Here is a 16,270-nt window from a genome sequence, read left to right on the forward strand (position 1 = left end):
GGCCTCAGGCTGCAAGTGCGACCGGCTTAATCTCGATCGTGCGAGGCCGCTTCAACTCAGACAGCAGGCGCTGCGCCTGTGCCTTTGCTTGCGTCGCGGCCGCAGACTTCACTGACTCGTAGCCGCGGATGGTTTGGGGCAGCCGCATGAGCTCGGCGACTTGGGCGGCGTTGCACGCGTCGAGCAGCCCAAGGCCTTGTGCCAACACAGCCTCGTACCAGGCGAGCAGCGCCCGCTCCTCCCGTCGGGACGCCAGAGCGCCGAACGGATCCAGGGCCGTCCCACGCAGGAACTTCAGCGCAGCGAGGGCTTTCAGCGCCGGATGCATCCAACGGCCGACGCGCATCTTTCCCTTCAGGCCCAGCGTGCGTGCGAGAGGCGGCTGCAGGTTGTATTTCAGGCGGACGCTCCCGGAGAACATGTCGGCCACCCGTTTCTCGAAGCCGGATTGGGTGAGCAGGCGTGCCACCTCGTACTCGTCCTTGTATGCCATCATCTTGTGCAGGCCGTCGGCGACCGCCGCGGTCACCTCATAGGCGTGCTGCTCTCCGCGGGCAGCTACCTCGATCTGCAGTGAGGACGTCACCCGCTCCAGATAGCGGACCGCATACGCCATGTTCTGGTAGTCCGCCAGATCCACGGAACGCAGCAGCACACGGTCACGAAGCTGCGCAGGCAGCTTTGCCAGCTGCGGCTCGAAGGCGGCCAGTTCGCCGAATTTGCCCTCGCTGCGCAGGGCGCGCAGCCGCTGCGTACGATCCGCAAGCGGTTGGAGCTTGAGCGTGCCCAGCGCCTGGATCTGCTCCGGCGCGTGCACCCACAGCCGCCCGGCACGGAAGGCCATCGTGTTCGCCTCCACCTGGGTGCCGTTCAAAGCGATCGCGGCCTCGATCCACTCCGCGCGGATCGGCAGCCAACCCGCCTGGTAGGCAGCACCGATGGCCACCATGTTCGTCATCATGAAGTCACCGAACAGCGCCTCGGCGATGCGCTGCGCATCCAGCGTCAAGGCGCTGCCTTCCCGCACCGCGGCGGCGACGGTGCCGCACAACTCCTGCGTCGGAAGCGTCTTGCGGGAGTCACGGATGACCTCTCCGTTCGGGAACACGCCGGCGTTGATGACAGCCCGTGTGCGTTCGGCATCGCAGCACTTCAGGTTGCTCGCGTCCACCGCCGCCAGGAGATCGAGCGCGAGGTAGAGATCCGCTTTGCCGATGCCGACCTTGTTCGTGTGCGGCGGCCGCTCCGCGGGAGCCAGAATGAGGCTGGAGAGCACGGCGCCCCACTTTTGCGACGCTCCGGTCTGGTCGTAGGTCTTGACCTGCAGACCCTGCATGGCGGCCGCCTGTGCGAGGATGGCGCTGGCCGTGAGGACGCCGGATCCCCCGAGGCCCGGCATGTACACGTGGTAGGGCACCTGCAAGGCCTCCGGCTCGATCTCCGGGATGCCGGCTGCGTCGATGGAGGGCAGGCCCGGCCTGCGAAGCCCCTTGCCAGGCTCCACTTCCACCGTGACGAAGGAAGGGCATTCCCCCTGGATGCAGGCCTGGTCCTGGTTGCAGGTCGACTGGTGGATCTGTGTCTTGGCACCGAACTCGGTCGGCACCTTCTGCAGCGACATGCAATTCGCCTTGGCGCCGCAGTCGCCGCAGTTCTCGCACACCTCTTCGTTCACGAACGTGAACACGGCGGGCGCGGGCAGCAGCCCCCGCTTCTGGCGACGGCGCCGCTCGTTCGCGCACGCCCCGTCGTAGATCAGGATGGTGACGCCCTTGATCTCCGAGAGCTCCTTCATCGTTTGTTCGAGCTCGTCCGGTGAGCGGCGCACCAGGCCGGCGGGAAGCTGCACCCTTGCATACAGGCCGGCCTCTTTCGTCACGAGGACCACACGGGATGCGCCGTCCTGCAACAGGCGGGCGGACAGATCCGCGATCGCGCTGGCGCCCACCGCTTCCTGCCCGCCGGTGTTCGCGAGAACACCGTTGATCAGGAGCTTGAACGTCATGTTCGCGCCCGTCGTGATCGCAAACCGGATGTTCTGGTAGCTCGAGTGGAACAAGGCGCCGTCGCCGACGTTCTGAACAATGTGGGGGCGGCTCGTGTACGGGGCGAGACCCAGCCAGGGCAGCCCCTCGCCACCCAATTGCGTCGTGGCTTCGACGCGCTTCTGCGGGTTGTCCATGAGGGAGGCGAACAGGTGACAGCCTGGCGCACCCCATGCCATCTGGCCGGGCGCAAGCAGGGTCGAGACGTTGTGGGGGCAGCCCGAGCAGTAGTTCGGTGCACGCCCGGGCAGCGCGGGGCTGCGCTGCACGGTCTTCTGCTGCAGGTATCGCACGCGCTCGCGGCCGCGCTCTGGCAAGGTGATGCTGCGCGCCAGCACGCGCGCCAGGCGTTCGGCCACCATGTCGCTGGTCATGCCGCCTTCGACGGGGAACAGGCGGGCTCCGTCCGCGTCTTGTTTGCCCAGGAGTTCACGCACGCTCGTGCCGACGATTCCCGCAGCGACCTGCCTTTCCAGGAAGTCGCGCTTTTCTTCGACGACGATCACGCGTTCGAGACCCTCGGCGAATTCGCGGAAGAACGCGCTGTCGGATGGGCACAGCAGGCCGACCTTGGCCAGCCGGATGCCGTTGGCGTCGAGAGCTCGCGCGTCGAGCCCGAGATCCTCGAGGGCCTGTAGGGTGTCGGCCCAACTCTTTCCCGCGCTGATGATGCCGATCCGGTCCCCTGACGAGGATCGCATGACCCGGTTGAGCCCGTTCGCACGTGAGTAGGCCAGGACGGCTGCGTGGCGCTCGTCGTAGAGGCGCCGTTCCGTCTCCACGTTGGTGACCGGGAAGAAGCGGTGGTTGGCGAGCTTGGCGAAAGGCTTGCCCGCGATCTGCAGGTCCGGGGTTCGGGTCGTGATCCCCGCGGGGTGCAGCTGCACCACCTCTCCGCCGTCGCACAGCGTGCCGACGAGCTTGAGCGCCACCCAGCAGCCGGAAAAACGCGACAGCGCCGCGGCATGCAGGCCGTAGTCCAGGATCTCCTGCACGCACGAGGGATACAGCACCGGCATGCCGTGGTGCTCGAACGAGAAATCCTGCTGGTACGGCACCGTGGAGCTCTTGGCCTCATGGTCCTCACCGCTGAGGATGACGACGGCCCCATGGCGGCTCGTTCCCGCAAAGTTCGCATGCTTGAGAGCGTCGCCCGAACGGTCCAGCCCGGGTCCCTTGCCGTACCAGTAGCCCACCACGCCGTCCACTTCCGGGTGTGGGTGCTCGTCAAGCATCTGGGTGCCGCTCAGCATCGAGACGGCGAACTCCTCGTTCTGCGCGGGCTGGTGCGTGATGCCATGCGCGTCGAGCGTTCGCCGCGCCTGGCGCAATGCGATGTCGATGCTTCCCAAGGGGGAGCCGGGATAGCCCGTGACGAAGGCCTTGGTGCGCAAGCCGGCTGCAGCGTCGGAGCGCATCTGCTCCACCAGCATCCGGATCAGCGCGTGGTTCCCGTTCAGGAATGCGCTCGGCGTATCGGGTTCGAAGCGAGCATCCAGACGCCGGGTCATCGGCTCACCCTGTCGCTGAGGTCTGCGTGCGAGTCGGCGACGCCGCCGGCAATCTCCAGAATCTTCATGTGTTGTCTCCGCTGGCGGGCGGGTGATGCCCGCGCTAGCACTGTTAAGGACCGCAATGATTGACCAGGGTCAAAATTTAGGCAATAAACGAAGACTTAAATCAATTATTTAATCCGCAAATGTCAGAGCGCTTCGATCTCAACCTGTTGCGCGTCCTGGTTGCGCTTCATCACTGGCGGAGCGTCTCAAAAGCTTCGGCGGAACTGGGGCTCAGCCAGCCGGCGACGAGCCTTGCGCTCGGCCGGCTTCGCAAGAGCCTGGGAGACCCTCTGTTCGTGCGATCCCCTTCGGGGATGCTGCCTACGCCCAGGTGCACGGAGGTCGTTGAATGTGCGGTCGAGGCGCTTTCGGACATCGACGAAACAGTTCTTCACCGCAAGGCGTTTGACCCAGCCAGTTCCAGGCGCGACTTCGTCGTCACCATGGCGGACGTGGGCGAGCAGTACTTTGCGCCGCCCCTCATGGCCCACCTCGAGCGCGAGGCACCTCTTTGCAACCTGAGATGCGAAACCTTCGCGAGGCAGGACATCGAAGCGGCTCTGGAGGAAGGACGCTGCGACCTTGCCCTCGGTTTTTTTCCGAATCTCGAACGGCCGGCGCTCCATGTGCAAACGGTGTTCATGCACACGCTGGTTTGTCTGGTGCGCGCCAACCATCCCGTCGTGAAGTCGTCACGCGTCAGCATGAGTCAGTTCCTGCAGATGTCGCACGCCGTTGTGTTGCCCATGGGGCGCGGCGGCGAATTATTCGAAAGCATGCTCAAGGAGAGAGGACTCCAGCGTCGCGTGCAATTCACGACCGTGCACTTCCTCACGGTGCCTGCGATCATTGCGGCGACTGACATGATCGTCACGGTACCTCGATCGATCGCGGACTACTACGCTCGCGTGGAGAATCTCCGGATCGTTGAACCGCCCATCAACATCAAACCGTACGCGCTCAAGCAGTTCTGGCATCCCAGATTCAATACGGATCCCGCCATCCGATGGCTGCGTGAATCCGTCATCCGTCTTTTCGGAACCCAAAGCGACGCCGTCCGGGCCGCGAAGTAGGCTACGTCATCCGCCGGCGGCGGAGCCTTCAAGCAAGGCGGAGCGAGGACGTCGTGTGCGAGGCGATAGGCTGCGCTGCTCCGGCTCAAATGGTTGGTGACACATCCACTTTGGCAAGTTGGTATACGGAAAGATTCCTGGCAGCTTCCGATAGCGGAAGAATTCGAAGTCCTTTGTTCAAGTGCATCTAGTGTCATGAGTTGAAGGGGGAGCGCTGGATGCGGTCGCGGAAGGCTGCGCGCTCCACTCTCGCGTTGTATGTGTCAGGCTCCACGGCATGAACCGTGCGCGCGGCCGTGCGTCGGGCGTGTCTAGTGCAGCGCGCCGGAAGAGGCGGCTTCGAAACGATGCCCGCGCCAGCAGCTCCAGCGCGCCAGGTACCAGGTGAGCAATTCGCGCTCGCTGCCGATGGCGAGGCGCTGGTACGCGCGCTTGCGATAGGTCTTCACAGTCTCTTCGCTGACCGACAGGTCGAGCGCGATGCCTACGGACGACAAGCCGTACAGGATGCGCGCGCTGACCTCGGCTTCGCGCCGGGGCAGGGCACTGGTGGCGACGATGCAATTCTCGATTTCTTCGAGCGCCGTGAGCGCTTGCGCGACATTCGGGCGCGTCTGGCGGATGTCGGCATGCTTGCCCAGCACGGCCATCAGCAGCTCGGCCGAGTGGGCGACCTTCTCGATCGCCTCGCCCGCGAAGGGCGCATGCGGGTCCGCGCGCACGATGCTGAGGCCGAAGTCGGCATTGGGGCCGTGGCCGCACAGCAGCAGACGGTCGCGCACGTGCGGATAGATGGTGGGGCGCATCGCGGTATAGCCGTCGTCGCTGAAATCGACGTGGATGATGCTGGGCCGCACGGCGCCCAGGCAGCGCTGCGCCTCGGTCATCGCGGGGTCGCGCTTCCACCAGCCTTGATTGACATAGCTTGCAACGCGGTCGTGCGCCGTGCGCTCGGGTTCGACGCAGCAGGCCGCGACTTCGCGCAGTTCGTCCTTGCCAAAACGGAATGCCGCGAAGTGATCGGCGCCACAGAGTTCATTGAGGAAGCGGGCCAGGGCGGGACCGAAGCGGTCTTCGCCGACGGCATCCACAAGCATGGCGAGTGCGGCGTCCCGCGGGGTGGTGCGAGCGGCGTTCTCGCGAACGGTCATGATCGTCATGGCTTGTCTCCTGGGATGGATCTCAGGGCTCGGAGCACCCTCTGAGGGGCGCTGTCGATTCTCTATCACGTAATCATGTTACGCTTCCCGTAATTTGCCGACGCTAGGGAAAACCCTTGAAAACGAGTTCGGCCGTTAACTGTTACCCTGCGGCCGAGCTTCTTTCAGGGCGCGCCCATTCGCTGCGAAACCTGCCGTGCCCTCGTCCGCAAAGCCTTCGCGATGGGTCCGTCAAGTTCGACATCGATCACGCCCGCCGGCCCCATCACCGTGATCACGCCCGCGATGGCACCCGCATGGTCGAACACCGGCGCGGACAGGCCATGCAGGCCAGGGTTGAGGTCTCCTCGCACCTGTGCCAGGCCATGCTCGCGCACATACTGGAAGAGAGCTTCCATCTGCTCCTTCGTGATCCGCGGTGTGCTGGACGGGCTGGCGCCCGGATGGGGCTTTCCTGCCAGTTCCTTGCGAAGGAACGGATCGGTGATGCTGCGCGGCATGTACGCACCGAACACCCTGCCGGTCGACGATGACAGGATTGGCATGACCGAGCCCGGGCGGCCGCTGATGATCAACGCATCGTTGGTTTCCTCGAAGCGGACGAAGGTCGGCCCGGCGGCGCCCCACACCGCGAGGCCGACGGTGTAGCCGACCTCGTCGCGCAGCTCGCCGAGCGTTTGTGCGCCCACGTTGACCACATGCAAGTGGCGCAGCGCTGCCAGGCCCAGCCGCACGGCCAGCGGTCCGAGCCGGTATCCACCGGAGGCCGGATCGCGCTCGGCCAAGCCGCCCCGGCAGAAACTCACGAGGTAGCGATGCGCTTTGGGTGGCGGCATCTCGGCGCGCTCGGCCACCGTCTTGAGCATGAGCGGTTGGCCCATCTCCACCAGTGCGGAGAGGACGCGCAGCGCAGTGTCGACGGACTGGACGCCGCGGCCACTTTCCTCGTCAGCGCCATCTTCGACCACCTTCTCGTCCATTGGGGACTCCGTCGCTGCTGCAGTTCTGGGGACGCGAGCCTACCATGCCGCATTCTCTCCAATGCGGACCCGGTAGCGGGCAAAGAGCGCGAACGGTTCAGACCTTCCCTAGCGGCGTGCCGCCGCAAGCAGACCCGCGAACTTGGCCACCCGCGCGCCCTGGTACCGCGCGGCAGCGAGTTTCTCAGGCGGCATGGGCTGCCCTCGCGGGTCGCTGTAGCTCACCCCATAGGGATTGCCACCCGCCGTGTACAACAGTTTGTCCGTGTAGCCCATCGGCACGATGATCGAGCCCCAGTGGTAGAACGCGTTGTGCAGCGCGAGCAGGGTGGCTTCCTGCCCGCCATGCATATTGCCGGCGCCGGTGAACGCGGCTGCGGCCTTATCCTGCAGCTTGCCTTGGGCCCACAGCGGGCCCAGCGTGTCCATGAACTGCTTCAACTGGGCCGACGGAAGCCCGAAGCGCGTCGGTGTTCCGAATACGAACCCATCGGCCCAGTCGAGGTCATCCAGCGTCGCTTCCGGTATGTCCTTCACCGCTTCGAGGTGCGCGCCCCAGGCCGGCTTGGCTGCAACGGCCTCGGGGCCGGCGAGCTCACGTACCTTGCGCAAACGTGTCTTCGCGCCCGCCTCGCGCGCGCCTTGCTCCACCGCATTGGCGATGGCCCAGGTGTTGCCGGTGCTGCTATAGCAGACGATCGTGATGTTCGGCATCCGTGATTTTCCTTTCCTGCTGTTTGGTTGTGCTCACGCGGCCAACAGACTTTCTCCTCGACCTGGAGCCAGGAAGGCGTGGAAGTCATGTGATGGGTCCTCGGCTTACTGACTGTCCCGCGAGGACCGCGGCGTGTCTGTCCCCTCCGGGGGGACTGCCGAGACCAGCGCTCACTCGTAGAGTGGGCACATGACCCAAGCATTCGACATCGAAACCGAGTGGTTGCACCTCCAGTACGAGGAACGCGCCACCTTCACCGAGACCTATGGATTCTCCGGCAGCCAGGGGGCAGTGAACCTGGAGGGCATCCGTTTCCGGCCGCAAGGCCACGCCTCGGACACGCTGATGGTGTTCATGCACCCGGCATCCACGCTGCAGCTGTTGCCCGTGCCGCGTGCGATGGCCGCAACGGGCGCGCACGTGCTGTGCGCGGGCAGTCGCTACCAGCGCAACGACACCGCCCTCATCATGGAAAAGGTGTTCCTGGATCTGGGCGCTTACATCCGGCATGCCAAGGAGGTGTGGGGCTACAAGTACGTGGTGCTGGTCGGCTGGAGCGGCGGCGGTTCGCTGGCCGTGAGTTACCAGGCCGAAGCCGAAAACCCCAGCATCACGCACACGCCCGCGGGCGATCCCGTGAACTTGAAGGGCGCCGGCCTCATCCCGGCGGACGCCGTCATCTACCAGGCAGCGCATCTGTCACGGGCGCATCTGCTGGCGGAGGCGATCGATCCGTCCGTACGCGACGAGGCGAACCCGGATGACCGCGAGGTCGAACTCGACATCTACGACCCGCGCAATCCCAACCAGCCGCCGTACTCGCAGGAGTACATAGCCCGCTACCGCGCGGCCCAGCTCGCCCGCATGCGCCGCATCACATCCTGGGCCAAGGCCAAGTTGCAGGAACTGAAGGCACGCGGCACGGGCGAGATGGAGCGGCCGTTCATCGTCCACCGCACGCTGGCTGACCCGCGCTTCCTCGATCCCTCGCTCGATCCCAACGACCGCAAGCCGCGGTGGTGCTACATGGGCAATCCGGAGACGGTGAATACCGGTCCGGTGGGGCTGGCGCGCTTCACCACCTTGCGTTCCTGGCTGTCGCAATGGTCGCTCGACGACTCCTGCGGCAACGGACTCGAGAACGCGAGGCGCATGCGCGCGCCGCTGTTGGTGATCGAGAACAGCGCCGATGACGCCGTACCGCAGACGCATCCGAAGATGCTGTTCCAGGCCGCCGCGTCGCCCGACAAGACGTACCGGATCATCAAGGGCGCGACACACTACTACGCGGGTCAGCCCGAGCTGATGAAGGAGGCGACGGCTTTGATCCGCGGCTGGCTGGTCGAGCGCGAGTTGCTGGAGGCCTGAAGCCCGCTGGCACCCTGATTTCGTTTACCTTCTTTGCAGAGGATAGCCATGAGCAGCTCATACATCATTGGTTGGGGCCATACGCCCTTCGGCAAACTCGACAAGCTGGACCTGGAGCAGATGATCCGGGACGCGGTGCAGCCCGCACTGGATAGCGCCGGCCTCGAGCCCAAGGACATCGACGGCATCTTTGTTGGTCACTTCAATGCCGGCTTTGTCGGCCAGGACTTCACTGCATCGCTGCCGGCGGTCGCGATGCCCGAGTTCCGGCACACGCCTGCCGTGCGCACCGAGAATGCCTGCGCCACGGGGTCCGCGGCCATCTGGGCAGCCCTGGATGCCATGGCGGCGGGGCGCATGAAGCGCACCCTGGTGATCGGCATGGAGAAGATGAACGAGCTCACCACCCCGCAGGTGGCGGCCACGCTGATCAAGTGCTCCTACGTCAAGGAGGAGGGCACGGACCCGGCCGGCTTCGCAGGCATCTTCGGCGGCATCGCGACCAGGTACTTCGAGCGCTTCGGCGACCAGTCCGACGCGCTGGCCGCGATCTCGGCCAAGAACCACAGCAACGGCATGCACAACCCTTATGCCCACATGCGGCGCGACTTCGGCTTCGATTTCTGCCGCACGGCCTCGGACAAGAACCCCTTCGTGTCCGGCCCGTTGAAGCGCTCCGACTGTTCGCTCGTTTCCGATGGGGCAGCGGCTTTGGTGCTTTCGACGGAGCCTTTGCGCGGCGCGAAGGTTGCGCCGGTCCGCTGGCGCTCGCGCACGCAGGTCAATGATTTCCTGCCGATGTCGCGGCGCGACCCCACGCGTTTCGAAGGCGCAGCGCTCGCGTGGCAGAAGGGACTGGCATCCGCCGAAGCGAGGCTCGAAGACCTGTCGTTCGTGGAGACGCATGACTGCTTCACGATCGCGGAGATGCTCGAGTACGAGGCGATGGGGCTTGCGCCTCACGGGCAAGGCGCGCGCGTCATCCTCGATGGCGTGACGCGAATGGACGGCAAGCTGCCGGTCAACCCGTCCGGCGGCCTCAAGTCCAAGGGGCATCCCATTGGCGCCACCGGCGTCTCGCAGCACGTCATGGCGGCGATGCAGCTGTCGGGCACGGCAGGGGGCATGCAAGTGCAGGACGCGCGCGTCGGTGCCGTGTTCAACATGGGCGGCTCCGCCGTCGCCAGCTACCTGAGCATCCTGGAGTCGGCGTGAACCCTGCGCAGGTCATGAACCTCGGGCAGCTGCTCACGCAGACCGCCCGGTTGTTTCCGGACCGCCCTGCATTGTTCCGAGGCGAACAGACCTGGACCTGGGCCGAGCTCGAGCAGCGCGTGGCTGCCATGGTCGCCGCGTTGCGCGGGCTCGGCATTCGCAAGGGCGATCGCATTCTCGTGCAGTCGCGCAACAACGTGCAGATGTTCGAGAGCTGCTGGATCGCGTTTCGCCTCGGCTGTGTCTGGGTGCCCACCAATTTCCGGCTGACGCCGCCGGAGGTGGCCTACCTGGGGGCGTCCAGCGGGGCGACCACGATGATCGTGGAAGACGCGTTCGCGGCCCATGCCGACGCGGTGCGTGCCGCGGCCCCAGGGCTGAAGCACATCATCACGATCGGCGAGCCCCGAACGGGTGAGCACAGCTATGAGCAGCTCGTCCGCAGCTACCTGGGGGCGAAAGCCGAGCACGAAACTGTCGCCCATGACGACCCGCTTTGGTTCTTTTACACCTCCGGCACAACCGGCCGCCCCAAAGCCGGCGTGCTGACGCATGGGCAGATGGCTTTCGTGGTGACCAACCACCTGGCCGACCTGATCCCCGGCACGACTGAGCGAGACTGCTCCATTGCGGTGGCGCCGTTGTCGCACGGCGCGGGAATCCATGCATTGGTGAACGTGGCGCGGGGTGCAGCCACGGTGCTCCTGCCGGGAGAAAAGCTGGACCCCGAGGCGTTCTGGCAGGCGGTGGAGAAGCATCGCGTGACCAACCTGTTCACGGTGCCGACCATCGTCAAGATGCTGGTGGAGCATCCGACCGTGGACCGCTACGACCACTCCAGCCTGCGCTACATGATCTATGCCGGGGCGCCGATGTACCGCGCCGACCAGAAGCTCGCGCTGCAGAAACTGGGCAAGGTGCTGGTGCAGTACTTCGGTCTCGGTGAAGTCACGGGCAACATCACGGTGCTGCCGCCAGACATGCATTCGGCCGGCGACGACGATCCGAACGCGAATGTCGGATCGTGTGGTCGTCCGCGCACCGGCATGGAGGTGGCGATTCTCGATGCCGAGCTCAAGCCGGTCGGCGTAGGCCAGGTGGGCGAGATTTGCGTGCGCGGACCGGCGGTGTTTTCGGGCTATCACGACAATCCGGAAGCGACTGCACATGCGCTGCGCGGCGGATGGTTCCATACTGGCGACCTCGGCAAGATGGACGAACGTGGATTGCTGTACATCACCGGTCGCGAGTCGGACATGTACATCTCCGGCGGCTCGAACGTCTACCCGCGTGAAGTGGAAGAGGTCTTGTTGACGCATCCGGCGGTGGCCGAAGTCGCGGTGCTCGGCGTACCCGACCCCAAGTGGGGCGAAGTCGGCGTGGCAGTGGTAGTCCGGCGTGAGGGCGCACAGCTTGATGGCGACGCGCTGCTCGCCCATCTTGAAGGCCGCTGTGCGCGCTATCGCTGGCCGCACCATGTGGTCTTCTGGGACAACCTGCCGAAATCGGGCTACGGGAAGATCGCCAAGAAGGACATTCGGCAGCAGCTCTTCGAGCGCGGAGACTTGCGGGCGTGAACGCGCCACGCCGTAGGCACTTCAATTGGTCGCTGGCTTCCGCTTTTCAGGCGAAGAACTCTGTGCCTGGCGCCTGCTTGTCGGTGACCCGCGACCCACACGGCGCACCGCGCCGACGTTGTCGAACATGCGCCACATCATCGCGACCAGGATCTCCTTCTCCTCCTTGGAAAAGCCTGCAAGCAACGCATCTTCCCGCGCCAAGGCCACCTTGCACACATCGTCGTGAAGCTTGTTTCCGGCCGGAGTGAGGCGGTACTCGACCTTACGCAGCCCCTGCGGGCGGGTCTCCAACCATCCTTGCTCAACCAGAAATGCCGCGGCGCGGCTGACAGCCGCCTTATCCAAACCCATCAGCTCGCACGCCTGAGACGCTGTCGACCACGGATAAAGCTTGAAGAATGACAGCAAGCGCCAGTCGGTGACCGAAACGCCAAAACGCTCGCGATAGACGTTCGAGGCGCTGCTGGATATGTTGTTGGACAACCGGAGAAGCAGTCCCGGAACATAGTTGTCGAGATCTAGTTTCATAGAGTCAGTGGGTTCGAGAAATCCCCGGATGGGGCAGACAGGCGCTGTCGATCTCACGCGTTGCGGATCGCTGCCGTTATTTTCTCAAATGCGGACCGGGCGGACGGTGCAAAGTTGATCATCGCCAGAAAGCCATGCACCAACCCTTCGCATCGGACGACCTCGCATGCATTGCCCGCGGCGGCGAGAAGGCGCCCATACTGCTCGCCCTCGTCACGCAACGGATCACATTCCGCCGTCAGGACAAGAACCTTGCCCAAGCCGGCAAGGTCGGCAGCGGCGCTGGGGCTGGCGTCCGCATGCGTGCGCAGTTCGTTGCGCGGGCAATACTGGTCCCAAAACCAGCGCATGTCCTGCTCACCGAGGAGAAATCCTTTTCTGTAGTCGCGGTAGCTTTGGGTGTCGAACCCGGCCGCGGCGACAGGATAGACCAGCACCTGCAGATCCACGGCGCGCTTGCCGGGATCACCGCGGTGATGGCGCGTCGCGACCGTGGCGAGTGTCGCCCCGGCGCTGTCACCCATGGCGACAAGCTTTTGCAGCGGCTCTCCCAACAGCCGCGACCCATGCTCCGCCGCGAACGTAAGCGCCGCACGCGCGTCGTGCACGGGGGTCGGATAAGGATGCTCAGGTGCGAGTCGATAGTCGACCGAGAGCACGGCGAACCCGCTTTCCGCCGCCAGGGTCGCCGTGAATGGATCGTAGTCGTCCACCGACCCCAGCACCCAGCCGCCGCCGTGGAAGAAGACGATGAGTCCGGCGGCGCCGCCGGCCGGTTTGTAGAGCCGGGCTGGAACGGCAAAGCCGTCGGATGACGGGATGGTCAGGTCACGGTTGCGCGTGCCGGCCGGCGCCGACCCGAACAGGCTCTTCATCATCGTTGGAAACGCGCGGGCCTCTTGCGGCGTGCATTGCGAGAAGGGCTTGCGGCCGGCTTGCTGAACGCGCTCGAGAAGGTCTTGGATCTGCTGGTCCATCTTTTTTGGTTTGTACAAAGAGGGGGTGGAGCTCACCCGTTGATGCGTGAAATCCTTTGAGGCGCGCAGCTCCCCGTGCCGCGCGCGGAGAGCCATTCAAACGCACCTAGGTTGATATATCAACCTAGTACAAACCAGTAGACCATGAGGTTGATGTGTCAACCTAACAGAATTAGAATTCATGCAAACGCTACTCGTGGCGCAGGCTGCGCAGGATGGCATTTGATCCACGCCTGCCATTGAAAAGGAATCGAATGGGCATTCAGGGTAAATACGACATGCTGATCGTCGGCGCTGGCTTCGCCGGGCTGTACCAGCTTTACCGCGCAAGGGAGATGGGGCTGCGCACGCGCGTTCTCGAAGCGGGCGACGGCGTCGGCGGCACGTGGTTCTGGAACCGCTACCCTGGCGCACGATGCGACGTCGAGAGTCTCGATTATTCCTACTCATTCAGCCCGGAGCTGGAGCAGGAGTGGAGCTGGTCCGAGCGATACGCGCCGCAGGAGGAGATCCTGCGCTACATCAACCATGTGGCCGACCGATTCTCGCTGCGTCCGGACATCCAGCTGAACACGCGCGTGACCGCGGCCAGTTTCGAGGATGAAGAGGGGCAATGGGAAGTGACGACCGAGGCGGGCGAACGCTTTGCCGCCACGTACCTGGTGATGGCCACCGGCGCCCTGTCGCTGCCGCAGCGTCCCAAGCTGGACGGCTTGGGCAGCTTCGCCGGCGCGGTCTATCACAGCGCGCAGTGGCCCAAGGAGGGCGTCGACTTCACCGGAAAGCGCGTCGCAGTCATCGGCACCGGTTCCAGTGGCGTGCAGATGACTCCCGTCATCGCCGAGCAGGCTGCGCAGCTCACCGTCTTCCAGCGCACGGCGAACTTCAGCGTGCCGGCGCACAACGTCGCCTTCACGCCGGAAGCGCTGCGGGCCGCCAAGGCACGGTACCCAGAGCGCCGCATCTTGGGCCGCGAGGCGATCACGGGCCAGTTCCTGAACGCGAACACTAAGACGGCCGCCGAAATGACCGACGAGGAAAAACTCGCGGAACTGGAATATCGCTGGAAGGGCGCGGGAGGAGGGTTCCGGATGCTGCGTACCTTCGCCGACCAGATGAGCAACGAACAGACGAACAGGATGGTCGCCGAGTTCGTCCGCGCCAAGATCCGCGCCAAGATCAAGGACCCGCGGAAGGCGGAACTGCTGTGCCCGAGGGACAACCTCCCCTTCGGCGCCAAGCGGCTGAGCGTCGACTCGCATTACTACGAGACCTTCAACCGGGACAACGTCGACATTGTTGACGTCCAGGCCACGCCGATCGTCGCGGCCACGCCGCACGGCCTGCGCACCACCGAGCGTGAGTACGATTTCGACGCGGTCATCTTCGCAACCGGCTTCGACGCGATGACCGGTGCACTGCTCGCGATCGACATCCGTGGATCCGGCGGAGTGCCGCTACGCGAGCGCTGGAAGGATGGGCCCGTGGCCTACCTGGGCCTGGGCATTGCCGGCTATCCGAACATGTTCGTCATCGCCGGCCCGGGCAGCCCCTCGGTGCTGAGCAACGTGGTGCACTCCATTGAAACTCACGTCGATTGGATCATGCGGCTCATCAGAAGGATGTACGCCGACGGATTGAAGCGCGTCGAGGCGACGAGAGAGGCCGAGGCGGGTTGGGTCCAGCTCTGTGCGGACGAGGCTGACAAGACCCTGTATACCCGTGCGAATTCCTGGTATGTCGGCGCGAACATCCCCGGCAAGCCCCGAGTGTTCATGGCGTTCGTCTCCGGGGTGCCTACGTACAGGCGAATCATCGAGCGCGTCGAAGCCAACGACTATGAAGGCTTCAAGTTTGCATCGGACGCGCAGTCCGGCGAACTGGTCCGCTCATCCACTGCCTGCGCGAATACCCGCTCAGGCAATCACCACGCGAGGAGACAGTGATGTTGAAGAAGAGGCAGTTCCTGCGACTCGGCGCCGCAGCCGTGCTCGGTGCTCCGTTTGCAGCAAGCCATGGCGCGCCGCTCGTGACCCTGAAGTTCCAGAGCTTCGTTCCCGCGAGCGCCAACATCTGGGCGCGTGTGATCACGCCCTGGATGCAGAAGGTTGAGAGGGAGTCCGGTGGCCGCATCAAGTTCGAGGGCTACACGTCGATGCAGCTGGGCGGAACGGCACCGCAGTTGCTGGATCAGGCGCGCGACGGGGTGGTCGACCTCGTGTGGACGCTGACTGGCTACACGGCCGGGCGGTTCCTGGCTTCGGAAGTATTCGAACTTCCTTTCATGACCTACGACGCCGAAGGCTCGTCCAAAGCTGCGTGGGAGTTCATGCACACGCATGCTGCCGGAGAACTCAAGGACGTCAAATACCTTGCCATCCACACGCATGGGTTGAATGTGCTGCACACCCGGCGCAAATCAGTGAGAACGGCAGCGGACCTGCGGGGAATGAAGGTGCGTGGGCCCAGCCGGCGGGCGACGCAGATGCTGAGCGCGCTGGGGGCGATCCCGGTCGGCATGCCCTTGCCCCAGATTCCGGACGCTCTGTCCAAGGGCACCATCGAGGCGGCCATGATTCCCTGGGATACCGCTCCCGCCGCGAAGCTGGATGAGCTCACCACGAACCACACCGAGTTTCCCAAGGGCATGCCAGGCCTGAACAATTCGATCCAGATCTTGGTGATGAATGCCAACAGCTATGCGGCACTGCCTGCGGACCTCAAGAAGGTGATCGATGACAACTCCGGCCTGGAGGTCTCCGGCTGGTTCGGACGGCAGGTCTCTGCCTATGACCCGGTCGTACGTAAAGCGGTCATCGACCGCGGCAACACCGTGCATGTGGTCGACAAGGCGGACGCGCAAGTCTTCATGCAGCGCACCGAGTCCGTCGTACAGGACTGGGTCAAGGACATGAACGAGCGCGGCGCCGACGGCACCAAGCTGCTTGCCAGCGCCCGTGCGCTGATCGCCAAGTACAAGCCAGTTGTCTGACCCGGGGGGCACAGAAGCGGCGCCCTCGCCGGGGGCGCACACCCTCATCTCCGAAATCGCGGGCGCTGTGCCCAGCCT

Annotated in this window: 12 protein-coding genes; 6 read left to right on the forward strand and 6 right to left on the reverse strand. The window is 64.7% G+C overall.

Annotated elements, in window-relative coordinates:
• Window positions 1–4: 4 nt before the first annotated feature.
• Complete coding sequence (locus FFS10_RS00755) at window positions 5–3,556, reverse strand: indolepyruvate ferredoxin oxidoreductase family protein (RefSeq protein ID WP_137890463.1); 3,552 nt, start codon at window positions 3,554–3,556, stop codon at window positions 5–7.
• 188 nt (window positions 3,557–3,744) lie between these two features.
• Between FFS10_RS00755 and FFS10_RS00760 the strand changes: the two genes are divergently transcribed.
• Window positions 3,745–4,677: a LysR family transcriptional regulator gene (locus FFS10_RS00760; RefSeq protein WP_137890465.1), complete on the forward strand. Its 933-nt coding sequence runs from the start codon at window positions 3,745–3,747 to the stop codon at window positions 4,675–4,677.
• Window positions 4,678–4,988: 311 nt separating this feature from the next.
• Here FFS10_RS00760 and FFS10_RS00765 read toward each other — a convergent pair whose 3' ends face one another.
• The 3 genes from FFS10_RS00765 to wrbA all read right to left on the reverse strand — a co-directional run bounded on the left by FFS10_RS00765 (window position 4,989) and on the right by wrbA (window position 7,531).
• A complete protein-coding gene (locus FFS10_RS00765) occupies window positions 4,989–5,837 on the reverse strand; it encodes a helix-turn-helix transcriptional regulator (protein ID WP_137890467.1) in 849 nt (282 codons plus the stop codon).
• A gap of 164 nt (window positions 5,838–6,001) precedes the next feature.
• Complete coding sequence (locus FFS10_RS00770; RefSeq protein WP_137890469.1) at window positions 6,002–6,817, reverse strand: IclR family transcriptional regulator; 816 nt, start codon at window positions 6,815–6,817, stop codon at window positions 6,002–6,004.
• Window positions 6,818–6,925: 108 nt separating this feature from the next.
• Window positions 6,926–7,531 (reverse strand): NAD(P)H:quinone oxidoreductase, encoded by a 606-nt coding sequence (wrbA, locus tag FFS10_RS00775; RefSeq protein ID WP_137890471.1) that lies wholly within the window; start codon window positions 7,529–7,531, stop codon window positions 6,926–6,928.
• Window positions 7,532–7,721: 190 nt separating this feature from the next.
• Here wrbA and FFS10_RS00780 point away from each other — a divergent pair, with 190 nt between their 5' ends.
• The 3 genes from FFS10_RS00780 to FFS10_RS00790 are packed head-to-tail and all read left to right on the forward strand — an operon-like array spanning window position 7,722 to window position 11,692.
• Window positions 7,722–8,900, forward strand: coding sequence for an alpha/beta hydrolase family protein (locus tag FFS10_RS00780; RefSeq protein WP_137890473.1), 1,179 nt, complete (start codon window positions 7,722–7,724; stop codon window positions 8,898–8,900).
• Between the two features lie 48 nt (window positions 8,901–8,948).
• On the forward strand, window positions 8,949–10,115 hold the full coding sequence (locus tag FFS10_RS00785) for an acetyl-CoA acetyltransferase (RefSeq protein ID WP_137890628.1): 1,167 nt from the start codon (window positions 8,949–8,951) through the stop codon (window positions 10,113–10,115).
• Complete coding sequence (locus FFS10_RS00790; RefSeq protein WP_137890475.1) at window positions 10,112–11,692, forward strand: acyl-CoA synthetase; 1,581 nt, start codon at window positions 10,112–10,114, stop codon at window positions 11,690–11,692. The genes FFS10_RS00785 and FFS10_RS00790 overlap by 4 nt, the downstream gene beginning before the upstream one ends.
• 21 nt (window positions 11,693–11,713) lie before the next feature.
• On the opposite strand, the gene FFS10_RS00795 is transcribed toward FFS10_RS00790, so the two are convergent.
• Window positions 11,714–12,223 (reverse strand): MarR family winged helix-turn-helix transcriptional regulator, encoded by a 510-nt coding sequence (locus FFS10_RS00795; RefSeq protein ID WP_137890477.1) that lies wholly within the window; start codon window positions 12,221–12,223, stop codon window positions 11,714–11,716.
• 53 nt (window positions 12,224–12,276) lie between these two features.
• The gene (locus FFS10_RS00800; protein WP_137890479.1) at window positions 12,277–13,200 is read right to left on the reverse strand and encodes an alpha/beta hydrolase; all 924 of its coding nucleotides are present in this window, start codon (window positions 13,198–13,200) and stop codon (window positions 12,277–12,279) included.
• A gap of 278 nt (window positions 13,201–13,478) precedes the next feature.
• Between FFS10_RS00800 and FFS10_RS00805 the strand changes: the two genes are divergently transcribed.
• Together FFS10_RS00805 and FFS10_RS00810 are read left to right on the forward strand one after the other, a co-directional pair.
• Entirely contained in the window at window positions 13,479–15,146 is a 1,668-nt protein-coding gene (locus FFS10_RS00805) for a flavin-containing monooxygenase (RefSeq protein WP_283957563.1), read from the forward strand.
• Complete coding sequence (locus FFS10_RS00810; RefSeq protein ID WP_137890481.1) at window positions 15,146–16,192, forward strand: TRAP transporter substrate-binding protein; 1,047 nt, start codon at window positions 15,146–15,148, stop codon at window positions 16,190–16,192. Before FFS10_RS00805 ends, FFS10_RS00810 begins: the two co-directional genes overlap by 1 nt.
• Window positions 16,193–16,270: the final 78 nt, after the last annotated feature.

Source organism: Ramlibacter sp. 2FC, assembly GCF_005503345.1.
GTDB lineage: Bacteria > Pseudomonadota > Gammaproteobacteria > Burkholderiales > Burkholderiaceae_C > SCMQ01.